Annotated in this window: 13 protein-coding genes and 1 pseudogene; 3 read left to right on the forward strand and 11 right to left on the reverse strand. The window is 68.8% G+C overall.

The window, feature by feature from the left end:
- Nucleotides 1-7 precede the first annotated feature (7 nt).
- Nucleotides 8-3,775: a VCBS repeat-containing protein gene (locus VGV60_00625; protein HEV8699761.1), complete on the reverse strand. Its 3,768-nt coding sequence runs from the start codon at nucleotides 3,773-3,775 to the stop codon at nucleotides 8-10.
- A gap of 170 nt (nucleotides 3,776-3,945) precedes the next feature.
- Here VGV60_00625 and rsmD point away from each other — a divergent pair, with 170 nt between their 5' ends.
- From rsmD to VGV60_00640, 3 genes are all read left to right on the forward strand, one after another.
- On the forward strand, nucleotides 3,946-4,512 hold the full coding sequence (gene rsmD, locus VGV60_00630; protein HEV8699762.1) for a 16S rRNA (guanine(966)-N(2))-methyltransferase RsmD: 567 nt from the start codon (nucleotides 3,946-3,948) through the stop codon (nucleotides 4,510-4,512).
- A complete protein-coding gene (locus tag VGV60_00635; protein ID HEV8699763.1) occupies nucleotides 4,505-6,853 on the forward strand; it encodes a tetratricopeptide repeat protein in 2,349 nt (782 codons plus the stop codon). The genes rsmD and VGV60_00635 overlap by 8 nt, the downstream gene beginning before the upstream one ends.
- 174 nt (nucleotides 6,854-7,027) lie before the next feature.
- On the forward strand, nucleotides 7,028-8,464 hold the full coding sequence (locus VGV60_00640; protein ID HEV8699764.1) for a hypothetical protein: 1,437 nt from the start codon (nucleotides 7,028-7,030) through the stop codon (nucleotides 8,462-8,464).
- Here VGV60_00640 and amrA read toward each other — a convergent pair.
- From amrA to nusA, 10 genes and pseudogenes are all read right to left on the reverse strand, one after another.
- Nucleotides 8,458-9,039: an AmmeMemoRadiSam system protein A gene (gene amrA, locus VGV60_00645; GenBank protein ID HEV8699765.1), complete on the reverse strand. Its 582-nt coding sequence runs from the start codon at nucleotides 9,037-9,039 to the stop codon at nucleotides 8,458-8,460. The two genes, VGV60_00640 and amrA, sit on opposite strands and share 7 nt — an antisense overlap.
- A 15-nt stretch (nucleotides 9,040-9,054) precedes the next feature.
- Complete coding sequence (locus VGV60_00650) at nucleotides 9,055-10,410, reverse strand: hypothetical protein (protein HEV8699766.1); 1,356 nt, start codon at nucleotides 10,408-10,410, stop codon at nucleotides 9,055-9,057.
- 53 nt (nucleotides 10,411-10,463) lie between these two features.
- Complete coding sequence (gene pnp, locus VGV60_00655; protein HEV8699767.1) at nucleotides 10,464-12,677, reverse strand: polyribonucleotide nucleotidyltransferase; 2,214 nt, start codon at nucleotides 12,675-12,677, stop codon at nucleotides 10,464-10,466.
- Nucleotides 12,678-12,975: 298 nt separating this feature from the next.
- Complete coding sequence (gene rpsO, locus VGV60_00660; GenBank protein ID HEV8699768.1) at nucleotides 12,976-13,245, reverse strand: 30S ribosomal protein S15; 270 nt, start codon at nucleotides 13,243-13,245, stop codon at nucleotides 12,976-12,978.
- 131 nt (nucleotides 13,246-13,376) lie between these two features.
- Complete coding sequence (truB, locus tag VGV60_00665; protein ID HEV8699769.1) at nucleotides 13,377-14,300, reverse strand: tRNA pseudouridine(55) synthase TruB; 924 nt, start codon at nucleotides 14,298-14,300, stop codon at nucleotides 13,377-13,379.
- Nucleotides 14,301-14,678: a 30S ribosome-binding factor RbfA gene (gene rbfA, locus VGV60_00670; protein HEV8699770.1), complete on the reverse strand. Its 378-nt coding sequence runs from the start codon at nucleotides 14,676-14,678 to the stop codon at nucleotides 14,301-14,303.
- A 58-nt stretch (nucleotides 14,679-14,736) separates the two neighbouring features.
- Nucleotides 14,737-15,021, reverse strand: a complete 285-nt coding sequence (locus VGV60_00675; protein ID HEV8699771.1) for a DUF503 domain-containing protein — start codon at nucleotides 15,019-15,021, stop codon at nucleotides 14,737-14,739.
- Nucleotides 15,022-15,088: 67 nt separating this feature from the next.
- Nucleotides 15,089-16,846, reverse strand: a complete 1,758-nt coding sequence (infB, locus tag VGV60_00680; GenBank protein HEV8699772.1) for a translation initiation factor IF-2 — start codon at nucleotides 16,844-16,846, stop codon at nucleotides 15,089-15,091.
- 864 nt (nucleotides 16,847-17,710) lie between these two features.
- Nucleotides 17,711-17,845 (reverse strand): annotated as a pseudogene (locus VGV60_00685) (translation initiation factor IF-2 N-terminal domain-containing protein).
- A gap of 3 nt (nucleotides 17,846-17,848) precedes the next feature.
- Nucleotides 17,849-19,471: a transcription termination factor NusA gene (gene nusA / locus VGV60_00690; protein HEV8699773.1), complete on the reverse strand. Its 1,623-nt coding sequence runs from the start codon at nucleotides 19,469-19,471 to the stop codon at nucleotides 17,849-17,851.
- Nucleotides 19,472-19,501 lie beyond the last annotated feature (30 nt).

Here is a 19,501-nt window from a genome sequence, read left to right on the forward strand (position 1 = left end):
GCCGGCCTCAGAGGCTGTCGCCGAACCGGCTCGCGAGCAGGGCGAGGTCCGTGCCGTCCACCCTGCCGTCGAGGTTGATGTCGACCGGCAATCCATACAGGGCCAGTCCGGGATTGAGATAATTCGGATCGGTCGGCACGCAGTAATTCGCGTTCTGCGCGGTCATCGGAGTGAGCCCCCGGTCGCACTGCAACAGTCCTGTGGAGGTATTCTTCCTGGGCAGGTCGAGCCCGTCCTGGAGGGTGCACCCGCCGGGCACCAGCGTCCGGGTGGCCCCCGATCCCGTCTGCCACAGAGTGCCATCCGGCTGGAGGGTGAAGTTCTCTCCGCGCACCGCGCCGAACGAGCGCGCCAGGACCGCCAGATCATATCCATCCACGCGTCCCGAGCCGTCGATGTCGGCGCGGTCGGTGAGGACGTTCGTCAGAATGATCGGCGCCTGGTCCGAGCCGCCGAACAGCGCGACGTCCGGGTAGGTGGCGTCGCTCACGAGGTTGATGTTGCCGGCGGCCAGCAGCGTCATGCCGTCGGGAACCCCGGCCGGATTGAGCACCGGGTCGGTGAAGAACAGGCCGTTGCCCATGCCGATGTAGATCGTCACGTTGGGCGCGGACGTGCTCGCCCCGCCTGACGAGAGCACGATCAGATCCTGGACATCGTCCTGGTTCACATCGACGAATTGGACGTCCACCGGAGGGAACGCGATCGGCAGGGGGTTCGGATTTCCGGGCGGCGCCAGCAGGTCCAGGCTGCCCGGCAGGATGATCCCCAGGCTGGACGTGCCCGGCTCGAGCGCCGCCAGGACGGGCGTCGTCATGTCCCGATCGAAGCGGGAGCGCGGATCGGTGGGGCTGACCCACGGGTTCGCGCACACCCTCTGGTCGGGCGCCATGAGCAGCCGCGTCGGGTCGCCCACGAGAGAGGTCTGGGGCGCGACGGGCGCCAGCGGGGGGGTGAACGATCCGCTGCCGTTCCCATAGAAGAGCTTGAGGGCATCGTCACCGCTCCCCGGCGCCCCCTGTTCCATCACGACGAGGTCGTTCTGCGACCTGGAGCTGCAGGTGGGCCCGAACGTCGTGTTGGGCACGCAGTCGTAAGCCAGATGCCCCACCGCTGCGGCCACGGGGTTCGAGAGACCGGTGACCGAGGACCAGGAGGCGGGGGCCGGACGGAAACCGCCGGAGGCGTCGCCGATCAGGAACGACAGAGCTCCGGAGCCGGGGGACCCGTCCCCCGCGTTGACCGTGACGATGTCGTTGACCGGCGGATCGCAGTCGACGTCGGATTTGCAGGCCGCCTTGTTCCGCACGCCGCCCAGGCACGTGTTGATGCAGATGCCGCCGTCGCAGGCGTCGCCGATACCGTCGCCGTCCCCGTCCGACTGGGTGCCGTTTCCGGTGAAGGGGCAGTTGTCGACGAGCTTGGTGATCGGATTGTAATCGGGGATGTTGTCCTGGTCGGTGTCGACGCTCTGGCAGTCGGCATCGAGGACCTGGCATTGATCGCCGACGCCGTTCGCGTCGCCGTCGCACTGCAGCGTCACGGGATCGGGATTGAGGCACGTGGCGAACTCCGGCTGGTTCTGGTCCTCGCAGGGCGTGTCCAGGAAACACTCCGGGTAGCCAGTCTTGTCGTAGGACGGGCACCCGGCCGGGTTGTAGCGCGTGGGGCAGTTGTCGTCCACGTTCGGGACGCCGTCCTGGTCGTAGTCGTCGCTGTGCAGGACGAGCGGCTCCACCGAGGCGGCGACAGGATTGGCGCCGACGCTCTGGACGGCCCCCTCGACCTGGAGCCCGGTCGGCTCGCTGGTCACGACCTCCACCTGGTTCCCGGGGCCGTCGAGGACGAGCAGGTCGAGGGCCCCGTCCTGGCGCAGATCGGCCAGGGCCATGCCGCTGGCCGTGGAGATTTTCGTGAGCGGCTCCGGCGGCAACGTCCGGAACGTGGTCCCGGTTCCGGACAGGACATCGATCCGGGGCGGAGACGAGCTCAACATCGCCAGATCCTGTCCCACCGAGACATCGGCGGGGAAGATCGAAATCGCCAGGACGCTCTTCCACGGTGAGACCGGATTCGTGGGTGCGGCGCTGAACGCCAGCGCCCCGGGGACGCAGCCGGCTGCGGGGACACCGTCATTGTGGAACAGGTCGACGCGGTTGTCGGCGTAGGACAGGACCGCGAGATCGGGAGCGGGACCGGTGTCGGGGTCGTAATTGAGCAGGGCCAGCGCCGAGGGGCTGGACAGGCCGGTGAGGGCCGGGGTGGCCGCGGGGACGAACCCGCCGGTGCCGTCGCCCGCATAGATGAGGACCTGGCCTCCGGTGAAATCGGCCACCGCCAGATCGGCCTTGCAGTCCCCGTCCAGATCGGCGAGGACACCGCCGCGCGGCCTGTGGCCGGCCCCCAGCGTAATGGTCGTTGTCAGGGCGAGCGGTCCGGCGAGCGCGCAGGAGGCGTTGGTGAAGACTTCGATCGTGCCGACGTCCGCCGTCGCGGACACGCAGGTACCGCCTCCCAGGCAATCGATGTCGACCTTGCACAACACGCCGGCATTCGTGCTGTTGGAGGAGCAGGTCGGCAGCCCCTGGTCGAGCGCGACGAGCGCGTCGCACGCGTCCCCGGTCGCGAGGGGCGCGGCGAGCAGGAAGGTCGGGCCCGGCCGGGCCGGGAGCGTCGTGGAGACGGTCAGCGGGAGGGCCGTTCCGCTGTTGGTGTACACCCCGATCGTCCCGGCGCTGCGGTTGGCGACGGCCAGGTCGAGATCCAAGTCCGCGTCGAAATCACCCGCCGCCATCCCTTCCGGGCCGTCTCCCGTCGTGATGATCTGGGTGGCACCGAACTCGCCGTCCGCAGTCCCCGGAAAATACCGCACGGTGTCGGAGCCACTGCTGGAGATCAGCAGGTCGGCCCTCCGGTCGGCGTTGAAATCGGCGAGCATGGCCTGGGCCGGTCCGAGACTGGTCGGCAGCGAATTGCGGCTTCGCATCCCCCCGGTCCGGTCGTTGACGCGTATGCGCGCGACGCCGAGGTCCAGTCCGCCGCCGGTCGCCTCGACGATCACCAGATCGGGGCTGCGCGAGCAGGCGGCGCCCACCTTCGACACTTTGTTCTCTGCCGGAGCGCCGCACACCCCATCGTCGCGGTACAGAAAGACATTGTCGTCCTCGTTATTGCATATGCCGTCGGGGCCCTCCGCCACCTCCAGTTCCTGTCCAGGGTTGGGGATCAGGGGACAATTGTCCAGGACCCCTGTGGTTGAATTGAAATCCGGGACCCCGTCGCAGTCCGAGTCCTCGCTGCAATCCGGGTCGATCGGGGGAATCCTGCAGACGACGCCGTCGCTGTCCGTCTGCGTCGTCCCGCTCGCGGGCGGATTGTAGACGTTCGGGCAGTTGTCGAGGACGTTGCTCACGCGATCGGAGTCCACATCCTCCGGGTTCAGGTCGGCGCTGGACAGGAACAGAGGGCCGGACGATGGGGAGGCGATGCTGGCCGGCCCCACGCTGAACGGTGAGTCCTTCTGCGTCGCGAAGGTGCCGTCCTTCTGGTTGATCAAAATCGTGACCGTGCCGGCCTGATAGTTGGCGACGGCGAGGTCGTCGAAGCCATCCCGGTTGAAGTCGCCCGCGGTGAGATGCAGCGGCCGGTCGATCGGCCCGGGCCGGACGGCGAGCAGGGCGGCGGAGGCTCCGGGAGGATTGAGAAGGAGCGCGATACCGGCGTAGAAGGAGGGAAGAACGGAGGCCAGAAGGCCCGCACGCATCAGCCGGCGCATCACCTTGTCGGGTCTTCCCTCAACCTGACCTTCAAGAAAAACTCCAAGCTCCTGAAAGAGTTACGCGACATCGTACCGGCGAGATCCCCGGAAGTCAAGAAAGGAGGGATCGCCGGCTGCGGTGTATAATCCACACCCCGCAGGAGATAGAGCGGAGGGCGGGCTCTCAATTGCGAGTCACGGGCGGGGAGGCCAGGGGGCGGCGCCTGAAGGCCCCGGGTCGCCTCCGGATCAGGCCGACCGCCGACAGGGTGCGTGAGGCGTTGTTCGACATTCTGGGGGGGCGCGTGCCCGGGTCGCGCTTCCTGGACGCCTACGCAGGCACCGGGGCCGTCGGATGCGAAGCCCTCAGCCGAGGGGCCGCGCGGGTCGTCTTCCTGGAGCGGCAGCGCGGGGCCTTGCGGCTGATCCGCGACAACCTCGGCCTCGGCCCCTGGTCCGGTTCCTCGGAGATCCTCGCAGGAGAGGTCTCCGCGTTGCTGCGCGACCTCGGGAGATCCGGGGCCCGCTTCGACATCATGTTTCTCGATCCCCCCTACGACGAGCCGTCCCTCGAGGGCGCTCTGCGTCTCGCGGCCCGACTCCTCGAGGCGGGCGGCCTGCTGATTCTGGAGCACCGATCCGCGGCCGTGGCGCCGGCCGTGGCCGGCCTTTCCCCATCCAGAACGTATCGCTACGGCGATACGAGCCTGTCGGTCTGCCGTCCCGAGAAGGACCCCGGCACCGCACATGACTGATCGGCTGTCCCGGACCGCCTTGCTCCTGATCGCGCTCCTCTGCGTATCGTTCTGCCTGACGGAGCTGGCGGAGGTCGACCTGCACTGGCACCTCCTGGCGGGGGAGCGGATCCTGCGCGAGGGCCGGGTGCCGCGTCTCGATGATCTCACCTACACGTCGGCCGGCAGGCCCTGGACCGATCTTCACTGGCTGTTCCAGATCGCGCTGGCCACCGCCTACCGCGCCGGCGGCTGGCTCGGCATCGATCTCCTGAAGATCGGCTGCGTGGCGGGCGCCTTCCTCCTGATGGGTTCGACCGCCTTGCGCCGCGGGGTCTCGACGGCGTTCCTTGCGCCGCTCGGCCTGGTCGCCGTGCTCGCCTCCCAGGAACGGTTCAGCCCGCGCCCGGAGGTGGCGTCGTTCCTCCTCCTCGCCGCCCTCCTGGCCATCCTCGAGGAGCGCGACAGGCATCCGCGCTTGCTCTGGCTCCTCCCGGCCCTGCTCGCGCTCTGGGCCAACTGCCACGCCCTGTACGTCGTCGGGCTGATGGTCCTCGGCCTCACGGCCGCCGGCGACCTGATCGAAGCCCGCCGCCCGGGAGTCCGGGCCGCCGCGGCAAGTCCCTCCGCGCCGGCCGCGCGCCTGGCGGGAATCGCCGTGCTGTCGTTCGCGGCGACCGCCGTCACACCGTTCGGTTTCGCGGGATGGGTCCTCCCCTGGCGGCTCCTGTTCGAGCGGATCGCCGCCGACAACATCTACGCACGCAATATTGCAGAGTTTCAGGCCCCCTTCGGCGGGTTCGGCCCGACCACCTCGATCGCCGCCTTCGCGCTCCTCGCCGTGATGGCGATCGCGGGGATGGTCCTGGGCCGCAGAGCGGCGCGGCCGGCCGATGCGCTGTCGCTCGGGGGCCTGTTCGTCCTGGCCCTGCTCGCCCGCCGCAACATCCCGCTGTTCGCGCTCGCCTCCCTGCCCTGCGCCGTCCCGTCGCTCCAGGCGGTGCTGACGGAGAGGGCGGAGCGCCTTGCCGGCACACGGGGGACGGGACGGGTCTGGATCCGCCGGACGTCGAGCGCGGGCGCCCTGGGGGTTCTCCTCGTCACGGTCTTCTTCCTGGCCGACACCTGGTCCAACCGGTTCTACGAGCGGGACGGCACGCAGCGCTATTTCGGGAGCGGACCGGCTCCGGGCCTCTATCCGGAGGGGGCGGCGGACTTCGTGCTCAGGGAGAAGCCGCAGGGGGAAGTGATCCACGACATGACCATGGGGGGGTTTCTTGCATGGCGCTGGCATCCGGCGCGCCGCACCTTCATCGACGGCCGCCTGGAGGTGCACGATGAGACGCTGTTTCGAACCTACCTCGCCCTGGAGCGTGACCCCGTGCTGTTCGAGGAGACCGCGCGAAAACTGGGCGCGGGGACGGTGCTCTGGAGCCACAGGCACAGTCCGGAGGCCTCGGTCCTGCTTCGCTACCTGGCGGACAGCCCGGACTGGCGCCTGGTGTACGTCGACCTCGCCGCCAGTGTCTTCATGCGGAAGCCCGCGGGAGGCGGGGTCGGAGGGCCGGAGGCGATCGATCGTGCCGACAAGACGCTGGGAGACCGGATCCTGCGGGAGATCCGGAATGCCGAGGCGGCCCGGGCGGATCCGGCGCCGGCGTTCCTGCGCCGTCTGCTGCCGCGCCGTCCGGTCCCGGTCGCAGCCGTGAACGCCGCCCTCTTCTTCGGCATCACGGGGGCGGACGCGGCGGCCGAGACCCTGTTCCGCGCCGCCCTGGCGCAGGCCCCCGAAAACCCCGTCATCCATTACGACCTTGGGCTCGTCCTGGCGCGGGCCGGGCGCGGCGGCGAGGCGCAGGCCGAATTCGAGACGGCGCTGCGCCACGATCCGTCCATGGGCGCCGCCAGGGAGGGGCTCGCGCTCCACCTGCTGGCGGAGGGGGATGAGCCGGGTGCCCTGCGCCATTGGGCGGCCGCCGAGCGCAGCGGACCTCTCGCGGTCCCCTCGCTGCGGGCTCGCGGCGCCCTCCTGGCCCGGCAGGGGAAGATCGACGACGCGATCCAGGACTACCGCAAGGCGATCGACGGCGCCCCCCGCGATCTCAAGCTGCGATCCGACCTCGCTCTGCTGTACCACCGGCGCGGAATGGGACAGCAGGCCGCGGCCGAGATCCGGAGCGCGCTGCGCATCGATCCCCGCGCCTGCGCGCCGCGCGTCGTGCTCGGCCGGATCAGCGCCGAGGCCGGCAGGCCTCAGGAGGCGGAGGCCATCTACCGCGAGGCGATCAGCCTGTCCGGGGGGCACTGCCCGGAGGCCGAGAAGGGCCTGCAGGATCTCCTCTGGGGCCATGCCGCGAATTGACCGGCGGGCAGCCCTCGGGCTCCCCGGGCGCCGCGCATTTCAACTCCGTAATCGCAGCCGTGGCGCAGCGCATCCATCCGGCGCTCTCTCCTTGACTTCGGGGATTCGACACATATTTTTGTAGCCGGGGCGCCCCGCCGTCCTCGACACGGCAGGCCGTCAGGAGATCGGAGAATGCACAAAGCGCGCGTGGCGTTTCTGATGTCGGCGGCGGCTCTCGTTCTGGCAGGCAGTTTCATCGGGACGGCCCGTCCGGCCGCGCAGGAGACGCAGGGCACTCCGTCCTCCGCGCCGGGGGTCGAGGGCCGGGGGCAGGAGGAGGGCCGGCAGGCGGATGAGTCCACCCGCCCGGTTGGCCGGAAGCACGGCAGGAGCAGGAGTGAAGGGGTCGCGCTGCAGCCCGGCTCGACGGCGCCTCCGACGAACCTCAAGAAGGTCGGCGATCACTGGACGCCGTACGATCCCCCCGATCCGGAGTCGTTCCCTCCCGATGCCACGCTGCACATCATCGTTCCGGGCGACACCCTGTGGGACCTGGCCGACCTGGTATTCGGCAATCCGTATCTCTGGCCGCAGATCTGGAACGAGAACCGCTACATCCTGGACTCGCACTGGATCTACCCGGGCGACCCGCTGCTCCTTCCGGCGCGGCCGACGGTGGTCGGGGAGATCGTGCCGCAGGGCCAGGAAGGCGCCCCGCCCGTCGCGCCGACCGGTCCGGAGCCGACCGAGGAGCCGGCGACCGAGGGCCCGGAGGTGGCGGCCGAGAGACCGGAAGCCGGGGCCCCGGCGCCGAAGGACTCGGACACGGCGCACGCCGCCCGCACCCTTCCGAAGCTCGAGATGCTGACCGACGAGTACGACCTGCGCTGCTCCGGCTACATCGCGCCGCGCGAAGCGAAGCCCGATTACTTCATCGCCAATCAGGAAGACGAGGCGAAAATGGGGCTCACCGAGGGGGACATCGTCTACCTGAATCGCGGCCAGAGCAACGGTCACATGGAGACCGGCACCGAGTACAGCGCCGTGATCCGCGAGGGGGAGGTCCGGCACCCGGTCACCCACAAGTTCCTCGGCTACTACTACAAGCGGCTTGGCTCGGTGAGAGTCCTGGCGGCCCAGGAGACGACGGCCATCGCCACGATTTCCATGGCCTGCGACGAGATCCGGACGGGAGACGCGCTGGTCCCGCTCCTGGTGACCCCGATCCCCTCGAAGGCGGTCCCGGAGTTCAACCGGCTCACCGTGGTGTCGCCCGACAAGCCGACGGGCTACGTCGTGCACGTGGGGGACAGCCAGGAGCGGGCGTCGGCGGGGCAGCTCGTCGACATCGACATGGGGTACGACGATGGGCTGAAGGCGGGGGACTTCCTGACGGTGTTCCTGCCGACCGAGCCGTACGACAAGTTTCCGAAAGTCAAATACAACTACACGATCAAGAACAACCGCTACCAGAGCCGGCCGATCTGGAAGGATGACAACGACAACATTCCCCCGGCCAAGACGATCGGTCAGATGGTGGTGATCTACACCGAGAAGAAGACCGCGACCGCCAAGATCCTGCAGTCGGTCCGCGAGATCGAGATCGGGGACTCGATCGTCGTCTACTGACCCGCCCGCCCGGCCTCCGCGAACACCTGGGCGGAAAAGGCCTCGACCTCAGCCGTTTCTCTCCACGCGGTTCTCGACAGACCCGCCTTGAGGCAGGTCTCCTCGAGAAACGTCAGGACATCCCACCCCTGCTGGACGGCGACCTGAGGCAGGAGGAGGCCGCGCCGGCCTGAGGCGCTCACCATCAGTCCGTGGAGTCCGAGCGTGATCTGGGACGGCTCGCGCACGCGGAACGGAACGTCGAGCGCCGAGATCTCGATGGTCAGCCCCGCGAGCTCGGAGGAGCGGATCGGATCGAAGCGCCGGTCCTGCGTGGCGGCGGCGACGGCGCAGGCTGCCACGGTTTCGGCGAGCGGCCCCCCCGGTGACACCATTCCGACGCAGCCGCGCAGGGTCCGGCCCCGATGGAGGCTCACGAAGGCCCCCTGCTCGCGGCGCAGGCGCGCCGGCGGATCGTCGAGTGTGGGGGCGGATCCGCCAGAGAGGCCGGCGGCGATGGATCGACGCGCAAGGTCGAGGAGGAGCCCCTGCTCGACCTCGGTGAGGCTCGGAAGCGGCTCCGGCATGACGGTCATGTCCCGGCCAGGATCCTAGATCATCATGATCTTGTTGCGCAGGATCAGGATCTCGAGCGCCATCGCCGCCTTCTTCAGCAGACGACGGAATTCCTGGACGTCGGGAGCCATGGACGAGTCGGGGCCGTTGTCCGCATACAGGATGCCCGCCGGCCGCTCGGCGATGGTGAGCGGCATGAGCAGCACGCGCGCCGGTGGGGGACACCCGAGGTCGAGATAGAACTTGGCGTTGGCCGGCAGGTCGGGGACCGGGCCGTAGAAGTAGTCGGCGCCGGAGCGGACGAACAGGAAGAGCGAGGGCCGATCGAGCGGCACGATGACGTTCCGGACCCTCGTCGGTGCGAGGCCCCCGCCGCGCCCGCTCCACCCCAGGACACGGTCGGGCTGGGCCACGAACAGGGCGGCGCGCAGAAACCTGGTGGCCGTGAAATCGAGAACCGCATCGAAGACGTCGTCACGCGTCTCGGCCTCGCGCAGGCTGGCGGAAACCGTCTCGATGGCCAGCACCGGAGGCGTGGCCGGGACCGCCTGGGCGCCGGACGACCGGCTTCCGGACCATGCCGGCCCGACCGCGATGGGACGGGTCACTGTCGGCGGCCCGGCAGGCAGCACGACGGGCGACGGCGACGCCGGACGGGGGGGGACGGGCGGCGGCGCGGCGGCGGGCCGGTTCTCCCCGACTGCGGCGTCGGGCGTCTCCTCCCTCCATGCGTGCAGGGAGCGGGGGAGCGGTCCGGACGACTCCAGACCCGGTGGGGACACGTCCGGGGAGACATCCATGAACGGCTGGTCGAGGTCACCCGGGTCGGCATTGAGCGGCAGGCCATCGAGCCCGATTTCGGGCAGCTGAGGCTTTGGCGCCGCCGACTTCAGAGGAGCCGCGACCCTCGCCCGCTGAGGCTCGATCGGCCCGGGGGCCACCGGGATCGCCTTCGTTCCGAGGCTGATGCCGTAGTAGCGCTCAATCGCCTGGATCAGGCGAAACTCGGTTGCGACATACGGTTCGATCGGCAGCCCCGTGAGGAAGGCGATCTCGTCCAGGGCGATCAGGTCCTTGGGATCGCGCATCGCCAGGTGCAGCCGCCGCCCCTCGATGGCGATCGGCGCGATGCAGTACTTGGCGGCCAGGCGCCCCGGCACGGTGGCGATGACTTCGGCCGATACGGTCTCCAGGCGCCGGGCGGGCGCGTAGCGCGTGCGGGCGATCTCGGCGAGGTACTCGCCGAGCGTGTCCTCGTCGATGAACCCGAGCTTGATGAGGCTGTGGCCCAGCCGCTCGCCGAAGAATGCCTTGTCGTGCAGCCCGCGCTGCAGCTGCTCCTCGGTGAGCTTCCCCTTGCCGATCAGCCACTCGCCGAGCTTCTGGGTCACATGCGCTCCCGGGGCTCAGCCCGTTCGTCGTCCGGGGGACGGCCGGGATCTCTCTAGCGGTTGCGGGACGAGTGGTGCCTGCGGCCGTGGCCGCCCGAGCCCCCGCCGCCTCCGAACGGGCGGCGGGATCCTCCGGGGCCGCGCTCGGCCGCAACGGGCTCCGGCCCCGCCGGCTCCCCCGCCTCGATCCGCTTGTCGCGCAGCACCGCCTTGCGGCTCAGACGGATGCGATCGCCGTCCACGTCGATCACCTTCACCAGGATCTCCTCGCCCTCCTTGATCTCGTCCTGGACTTCCTTGACGCGGTGCTCCGCGACCTCGGAGATGTGGAGTAGCCCTTCCATGCCGGGAAGGATCTCCACGAAGGCCCCGAAGTTGGCGATGCGGGTGACCTTGCCCAGGTAGGTCTTGCCGACCTCCGCCTCGGCGGTGATCTCCTTGATGATCTCGATCGCCTTGAGCGCCGAGCCCTCGTCGACCGAGGCGATATTGATGCGGCCATCGTCCTCGACGTCGATCTTGCAGCCGGTCCTCTCGATGATCGAGCGGATCATCTTGCCGCCCGGTCCGATCACCTCGCGGATCTTGTCCTTGTTGATGCGGATCGTGAAGATGCGCGGGGCGAACGTCGAGATGTTCGCGCGCGGCCTGGAGAGGGTGGCGTCCATGGCGTCCAGGATCTGCATCCGTGCCGCGCGCGCCTGGGAGAGGGCCTGGTCCATGATCCCCTTGCTGATCCCGTCGATCTTGATGTCCATCTGCAGGGCGGTGATCCCCTCCCGCGTGCCGGCCACCTTGAAATCCATGTCGCCGTAATGGTCCTCGACCCCCGCGATGTCGGTGAGAATCACGTAGCTGTCTTTTTCCTTGACCAGGCCCATGGCCGCGCCGGCGACCGCGGAGCGCAGGGGCACGCCGGCGTCCATCAGCGACAGCGATCCGCCGCAGATCGAGGCCATCGACGAGGAGCCGTTGGACTCGAGGATGTCGGACACCAGCCGGATGGTGTAGGGGAACTCGTCCTCTCCCGGCATCAGGGGCAGGAGCGCCCGCTCGGCGAGGGCACCGTGGCCGATTTCACGCCGGCCGGGACCGCGCAGGAACTTGACCTCTCCCACGGAGAAGGGGGGGAAGTTGTAGTGCAGCATGAAGCGCTTCTCGGACTCGCCCTCGAGCCAGTCCAGCCGCTGCGCGTCCTCGGAGGTCCCGAGGGTCGAGGTGACCAGCGCCTGCGTCTCGCCGCGCGTGAACAGGGCCGAGCCGTGCGTCCGGGGGAGCACGCCGACCTCGCAGGTGACCTTGCGGACCTGGTTGGCGGCGCGGCCGTCGAAGCGCCGGCGCTCGTCCAGGAGCTCGTGGCGCGCGATTTTCTTGTGCAGGTCGTTCAGGATCAGCCCGGCCTCGGCGCGCCGCTGCGGCTCGCTTTCGGGGATCGCCTGGATCTGGGCGTCCATCAGGGCGGCCACCGCGCGATAGGACTCGATCTTCACGGGCATCTTCATCGCCTGGTACAGGGGGGCCCTGACGGCCTCCTCGAGCTGGCGGTACAGGTCCTTGTCGAACTCCCTGGCCTTCGCCTCCCGTTTCGGCCTGCCGACCTCGCGCCTCAGATCCTCTTGAAGCCCGACCAGCGTCCGGCAGTGTCCCTGTCCGAACCAGATCGCCTCGAGCATCTCGCGCTCCGAGACTTCGCTGGCGCCAGCCTCGACCATGACGATGTCCGAGGCGCTGCCGACGACGATCAGGTCCAGCCGGCTCGACTCCATCTGTTCGTAGGTCGGGTTGAGGACGTAGCCCGTCTCGTTCAACCCGACGCGGACCGCGGCGATCGGCTTGGAAAACGGTATGTCCGAGAGGTACAGCGACGTCGAAGCGCCCGTGATGGCCAGGACGTCCGGGTCGTTGGCCAGGTCGGCCGACAGGACCAGGGCGATCACCTGCGTCTCGAACGACCAGCCCTTCGGAAACAGGGGGCGGATGGGGCGATCGATCATGCGGGACGTGAGGGTCTCCTTCTCGTTCGGCCGGCCCTCGCGCTTGAAGAAACCGCCGGGAATCTTCCCGGCGGCATAGGTGTTTTCGCGGTAGTCGACGGTGAGAGGCAGGAAGCTGACTCCGGGTCTCTCGCGGCGATCGGCGGTGGCCGTGACCAGAACGACCGTGTCGCCGTAGCGCACGGTGACGGCGCCGTCGGCCTGCCGGGCCACTTTGCCGGTCTCGATCGTCAGGGGCCTGCCGCCAAAATCGAGGGTGCGTGTCGTGGTCAAATCGTCCTCCTGAATCAGACCGGGCGAGCCGTCAGCGCTCGGGGGCGGTCCGGGCCGGGGCGCTCAGGCACCCGCGGCGATGAGTGGAAGGCAGCTTTGCACCATGACGGCGATCGAGGACGGATTCGACGCGAGACCCTGGGCACCGCCGGGGGAAGGGAAGACTGAAGGATAGGAAAGTAGGAGGAAGCCAGATTTCCCTTCAAGTAATCCCCGGAGTCGTTCGTCACGTCTGAACGGTGCCATCCGGTGCGCGTGGAAACCGCTGCGGGTGCCGTCGCCCGGGATCGCCGCCTTCCTATTTGCGGATCCCGAGTTTCTTGATCAAGTCCCGGTAGCGCTCAGCGTTCCGATCTTTCAGATAGTCCAGAAGGCGACGCCGGGTCCCGACCATCTTCAAAAGGCCGCGGCGGGAATGATGATCCTTGGCATGCGAATTGAAATGATCGGTCAGGTCCTCGATCCGGCGGCTCAGGATCGCGATCTGGACCTCGGGTGACCCGGTGTCCGATGGGTGAGCCTGAAAGGAACTGATGATCTCGGTCTTCCGGTCTTTCGTCAGCGCCATCTGCCTTCTCGTTCCGATGATCCGGGTCGCTCGAAGCGCATCGGGAGGGCGTCACTCTAGCACAGGTCCAGGGGGCTGTAAAGCGCTTGTCCGGGGGCCGATGAGAGCGTCCCAATGGGGGGGGCGGGCTCCTACCCTCCGAACACGATGTGGGGCCGGATGACGGGCCTCGCCTCGGAGGGGGCGGGGAGCTGCACCTCCCCGATGCCGATGAGGCGACCCTCCGGTCCCTTCAGCCGGCAACGCCCGGGGGGGAGCGGCGGGCGGGGCGCTGCCACCTCGCCAAGGCCGCAGGGTCGTCCATGCCGAATCGCGTGGATGCCCGCCGCGGTCAGGACCAGGGTGGGAATGCCCAGGGGGATCTCATCCATCGGCGTGGCGCGTCCCGCCGCCCCGGCGCCGAGCGTCCGGATTTCATCCGGGGTCAGCGCACCCTGAAGCGTGAACGGCCCCGCGGCCGTCCGTCGCAGCGAGTGCAGGTGGGCACCGCACCCCAGCATCTCACCGAGGTCGTGCGCGAACGACCTGAGGTAGGTCCCGGCGGAGACCTGGGCCTCGAAGGAGACCTCCTCTCCCAGGAGCCCGAGGAACTCGAGTCGCCGGAACGTCACCATCGTCGGCGTGGGGGAGACCGGCTTGTGGCGCCTCGCCAGCCGGTACATCGGCGTGCCACGCACCTTCTTGGCGGAGAAGACCGGAGGCACCTGGCTGACCGTGCCCCGGAACGTCTCGAAGGCCGTGCGCAGCGCCGACTCGTCGACGTGCACGGGCCGGGGCGGGCCGGCAGGAGTCCCGTCGCGATCGAAGGTGTCGGTGGCCACGCCCAGCTTGAGCGTGCCGCGATACGTCTTGTCCATGCCGGACAGGAAAGTGGCCAGGCGCGTCGCCCGTCCTATCATCAGGACCAGAAGGCCCGTCGCCATCGGATCGAGCGTGCCGGCATGGCCGATCCGGCTCACCCCCAGCGCCCGCCGCGCGATCGCCACGATGTCATGCGAGGTCGGGCCCTCGGGCTTGTCCACCAGCAGGACGCCGTCCATCGTCGCGGCCGTCATCTACTCCTCCTCGTCGTCGGGCCGCGCCGCCCCGCGCCCGCCCTGATGAATCTGCTGCAGGACGCGCTCGATCCGGTCTCCCTGGTCGAGCGATTCGTCGAGCTCGAACCGGACGGCCGGCGCGAACCGCAACCCGAGGTTCTTGAACAGGGCGCGCTTGAAGAACCCGGAGGCGCTGTTGAGCGCCTTGATGGAGGCCTGCCGGGCCTGCGGCTCTCCGAGGATGCTGACGTACACGCGCACGTTCTTGAGATCGGGGCTGACGGTGGCTCCGGTGATGGTGACGAAGCCTACGCGTGGATCGCGCACTTCGCGCAGGAGCAGGCGCGAGACCTCGCCCTTGATCAGATCGGACACCCGGTCGGTGCGTGTGCTCAAGGCATTCCTCGTGGCGGCCGATCCCCGTCGGGTCGGATCCGCCGGGGCGGACGGGCGACTAGGTGAGATACTCGACGTCGCAGCTCAATACGTCTCCCGGCACCTTGCGCTCGACCTCACCCTGGATCGAGGCGAACGTCTGTTCCAGGGGGACGCGAGCGGCGGCGATCCCGACGATGCCGATCGTCGCGCGCTGCCACAGATCCTGGTGATCGATCTCGGCGACCGAGACGTTGTAGTGCCGCCGCAACCCGTCCTTCAGGCTGCGCAGGACCTGGCGCTTCTCCTTCAGGGAGGCGACTCCGGGAAGGCGAATCTCGATGACGCACAGGCCCACGTTCACGACGTCCGCCCCGTCGGTCCGACCGGGCCCTGCTGGCCGGGAGCCGGGCCGACACTCGGACAGGCTCCTAGAGGGTCTTGACGGCGATCTTCTCGACCTTGAACGCCTCGATCACATCGCCAATTTTCACGTCGTTGAAGTTGGCCAGGCCGATGCCGCACTCGTAACCCGACTTGACCTCGCTGGCGTCGTCCTTGAATCGCCTCAGCGAGGCCACCTTGCCGGTGTAGACGACGACGTTGTCGCGCAGCAGGCGGACCTCGGCGCTCCGCGTGATCTTGCCGTCCGACACGTAGGTGCCGGCGACCGTTCCGACCTTGGGTACCTTGAACACCTGGCGCACGTCGGCGCGCCCGAGGTAGACCTCCTTGGCCTCCGGATCCAGGAGCCCGAGCATGGCGTTCTTGATTTCGTTGGTGATGTCGTAGATCACCGAGTGCAGCCGGATGTCGACCTTCTCTTTCTCGGCGAGCTCCTGGGCGCTGCGCTCCGGCCGGACGTTGTAACCGATGATGATGGCGTTGCTCGCCGAGGCCAGGTGGACGTCGGTCTCGGTGATGGCTCCGGATCCTGCATGAATGGTCTTGATCTTGACCTTGTCGGACGGCAGGTCATTGAGGCTCTTGGCGAGGGCCTCCACGGAGCCCTGCACGTCGGCCTTGACCACCAGGGGCAGCTCCTTGACCGTCCCTTCCTTGATTTGCTGGTACAGGTGATCGAGGGTGAGCCGCGACGATTTCGCCATCGCTTCCTGGCGCAGTTTCTGCTGGCGGAAGGCGCCGATCTGCCGGACCTTCCACTCGTCCTCGAGGACCTGGAACGGGTTGCCTGCCTCCGGGACCCCCTCCAGGCCGAGGACCTCAACCGGAATGGAGGGCCCGGCCTCGCGGGCGCGGTGTCCGAGGTCATCGAACATGGCGCGTACCTTGCCGTGGATGGCGCCGGCGATGAACGGATCGCCGATGCGCAGCGTGCCGCGCTGCACCAGCACGGTGGCCACCGGCCCGCGCGAGCGATCGAGCCGGGCATCGAGCACGACGCCGGATGCGAGGGACGAGGGATCGGCCTTGAGCTCGCCGATGTCCGCGACGAGGAGGATCATCTCCAGGAGCTCGTTGATCCCCAGCTTCTGCTTGGCGGAGATCGGTACGGCCACCACATCGCCGCCCCAGTCCTCCACCAGGAGCCCCTGGTCCGAAAGCTGCTTCTTGACCCGGTCGAGATTCGCGCCGGGCTTGTCCATCTTGTTGATCGCCACGACCAGCGGCACGCCGGCCGCCCGGGCGTGATGGACCGCTTCGATCGTCTGCGGCATGACGCCGTCGTCCGCCGCCACCACCAGCACGACGATGTCGGTCACGCGCGCCCCGCGCGCCCGCATCATGGTGAACGCCTCATGGCCGGGCGTGTCGATGAACGTGATGCCGCGCTCCTTGCGGCGGATGTGGTACGCGCCGATATGCTGCGTGATCCCGCCGGCCTCGCCGCCGGCGATGTTCGACTCGCGGATCGCGTCGAGCAGCGAGGTCTTTCCGTGATCGACGTGCCCCATGATCGTCACGACCGGGTCGCGCGGCCGCAGGTCCGCCGGTTCGGCCTCTTTGGTCTGCTCGAGGGACACCTCCTCCTCGAACGAGATCACCTTCGCGTCGAAACCGAACTCCCGGCAGATCTCCTTGGCCATGTTGACGTCGAGCGGCTGGTTGATCGTCGACATGATCCCGCGTCCCAGGAGCCTGGTGATGATGTCCTTGGCCTTGCGGTCCATCTTCTCGGACAGTTCCTTGACCGTCACTCCTTCGGTGATCGTGATCTCCTGGAGCACGTCGGGGATCACGGGAGGAGAGGGGACTGCAGGCCTGGGGGGCGGCGGCGGGACGGCGTGTGGCCTGGGGCTCGGCGAGGCCGCCGTCGCCGATGAAGCGGTGGCACCCGCCTGATGCCTGGCCGGCTCCACCCGCCCCGCGGGTCTGAGCGGCGTCGGCGTCGTGCTGGGGCGTGAGCCGGCCACCGGCCGCGCCCCCGTCGAGGAGGGGACAGGGGAGGTGAGCCCCCCCGGCCTCGGCCCGCGCTGAGGCTGTCCCACGCCCACCAGCGGCCGGGCCGGTGCCGCAACCCCGGGCCTCTGGCCGGTAACTGTGCCGGAGACAGGCCTGGTCGCAGTCGATGGTGACTGTCCCGGCCGGGTGGAGGTCGTCGCCGGACCTTTGGTCACCGCCGGCCGCACCAGGGAACCCGGCACCTGGGGTCGCGGCGGTACCCCAGGCGCGGCCGGCCGGATGGTGGTCGTGGCGTAATTTCGCACCGGGATCCCGGCTTTGGGCGGCGCCGGGGCGGCTCCCGGGGCGCCGGCCGGCGCCTGGGGTCGCGCGGGGACCGCCGTCGCGGGATGCCTCGGTGGCCCGGAAATCCGGCCCGCGGCGGAGGGCGGCGTCTTCGAGCCGGCCGGAGTGGTGACCTGCGCTGCGGACGGTCGCGGAAGCGCCGCGGAGGGCGTGACGGACGACTTGGCTGCGGCCGTGTTCACGGGGGCCGCGGCGGGGCGCGCCTTCACCGGGGGCTTGGGAACCGAACGCATCGCGGGGTCTCCGGCCCCCGCGCCGTGGGGGGCGGCGGGTTTCGCGGCGACCTTCTTGGGCATCACAGCTTCGGCGGGCTTCGGGGCGGCGGGCGGCATGGAAGCGCGCAATCGCCCCGCCATCTCATCCTCGACGGTGCTCAGGTTCGTTTTCGCCTCGACCCCCAGGTCGTGGAGTCGCGCCAGGATCTCCGAGACCTTGAGGTTCAGTTCCTTCGCGAGTTGTCCAACCCGAATCTTGGCCATCGTTCAGTCCTCCGTCCGCCGGTCGGACCCATCCCCGGCAGGCTTGGGACCGGGCGCCAGGGACTCCTCGCGGTGATCGGAAGCAGGCCCCACCTCATCCACACCCTCGGGCGCCTCCGTGTCTCCGGGGCTCGTCTGCGTGTCCTCGTACTCCTGGTCGGAGGCGCCGTTCCCTCCGCCGTCCTCGGCCTGAGAATCCGCCGCGGCGCCGTCCGCGGCCGCCGCGGCCTCCTCCTGCCGCGCGGCCTCTATGGCAGCCGCCTCGTCGGCCAGCCTCGCCTGCTCCTCGGCCTGGAGCGCGGCGGCCTCGGCTTCTTCCTGCTCCCGCTGCAGCCTCTCCGCCTCCTCGCGCTCGGCGCGCGCCTGCAGGCCCGCCTCCGCAGCGGCGACGATCTTCTCGGCCGTCTTGGGGCCGACCCCGGGGATCTGCGTCAGCCCTTCCACCTGGGCGGCGATGATGCCGTCGAGGCTGCCGATGCCGCCTTCGCGGAGCTTCTGCAGGACCTTCTCGCTCACGCCCTCGAGCGTGGCCATCTCGCGCGTGTCCCGCGCCATCCGCTCCATTTCCGCCTCGACCTCGCGCTTCTTCTCCTGCTCGCTCTTGATGTCGATTTTCCAGCCGACGAGCCGCGAAGCCAGTCGCACGTTCTGGCCTTTCTTGCCGATGGCGAGGGAAAGCTGCTCGTCGTCCACCACGACTTCGAGGGTGCGGTTCTCGCTGTCCGTGATCTGCACGCGGTTGATCTTGGCCGGGTTGAGGGCGTTGGTCACGAAGGTGCTGACGTCGTCAGAGAACTCGACGATGTCGATCTTCTCGCCTCGCAGCTCGCGGATGATCGACTGCACGCGCGATCCCTTCATGCCGACGCACGCGCCGACCGGATCGACGTCGCGGTCTTTCGAGCGCACAGCCACCTTGGCGCGATCGCCGGAATCATGCACGGCCCTCTCGATCGCGACGGTGCCGTCGTAGATTTCGGGAACCTCCATCTCGAACAGCTTGATGAGGAGGCGCTCGTCGGTCCTCGACAGGATCACCTGGGGACCCTTCGCGTTGCGGTCCACGTCCACGATGACGGCGCGAATGCGATCCCCCTGGCTGTAGCGTTCCGCCTTGGATTGCTCCTTCTTGGGGAGCAGGCCCTCCGTGCGGCCCAGATCGATGATGATGTTGCCGCGCTCGAACCGCTTGACGACGCCGTTCACCAGCTCGCCGACCCGGCCGATGTACTCCTTGTAGACGTTGTCCCGCTCGGCTTCGCGCACCTTCTGGAAGATGATCTGCTTGGCGGCCTGCGCCGCGATCCGACCGAGCTGAGCCAGCTCTTCCCGGGGCTTGTGAATCTCGACGATCCCCTCGTCATTGGCCGGCAGCGCCAGGTCTTCGGCCTCGACCGGCGAGATCTCGAGGTCGGGATTGGTCACGTCCTCGACGATCTTCTTCCGGGCGAAGACCAGGAGGGAGCCGGTCTCGCGGTCGAACTTGGCACCCAGGTCCTCCTTGGTGCGGAAGTATTTCTTCGCCGCGGCCGCGTAGGCGTCCTCGACGGCCTGGATGATGATGTCGACCTCGATTCCCTTTTCCCGGCCGACCTGTTCGATCGCTTGAAAGATTTCATTGCTCATGCGTGGCGTCCTCTTGTCATTCGCCCCTCG

Source organism: Candidatus Polarisedimenticolia bacterium (assembly GCA_036001465.1).
GTDB lineage: Bacteria > Acidobacteriota > Polarisedimenticolia > Gp22-AA2 > Gp22-AA2 > Gp22-AA3.

Bases quoted from the DNA above. Each gene is read 5' to 3' on its own strand.
- VGV60_00640 (HEV8699764.1), top strand. From the start codon at position 7,028: ATGCACAAAGCGCGCGTGGCGTTTCTGATGTCGGCGGCGGCTCTCGTT.
- truB (HEV8699769.1), bottom strand. From the start codon at position 14,300: ATGACGGCCGCGACGATGGACGGCGTCCTGCTGGTGGACAAGCCCGAG.
- nusA (HEV8699773.1), bottom strand. From the start codon at position 19,471: ATGAGCAATGAAATCTTTCAAGCGATCGAACAGGTCGGCCGGGAAAAG.
- amrA (HEV8699765.1), bottom strand. From the start codon at position 9,039: ATGACCGTCATGCCGGAGCCGCTTCCGAGCCTCACCGAGGTCGAGCAG.
- rpsO (HEV8699768.1), bottom strand. From the start codon at position 13,245: ATGGCGCTGACGAAAGACCGGAAGACCGAGATCATCAGTTCCTTTCAG.
- VGV60_00625 (HEV8699761.1), bottom strand. From the start codon at position 3,775: ATGCGCCGGCTGATGCGTGCGGGCCTTCTGGCCTCCGTTCTTCCCTCC.
- VGV60_00635 (HEV8699763.1), top strand. From the start codon at position 4,505: ATGACTGATCGGCTGTCCCGGACCGCCTTGCTCCTGATCGCGCTCCTC.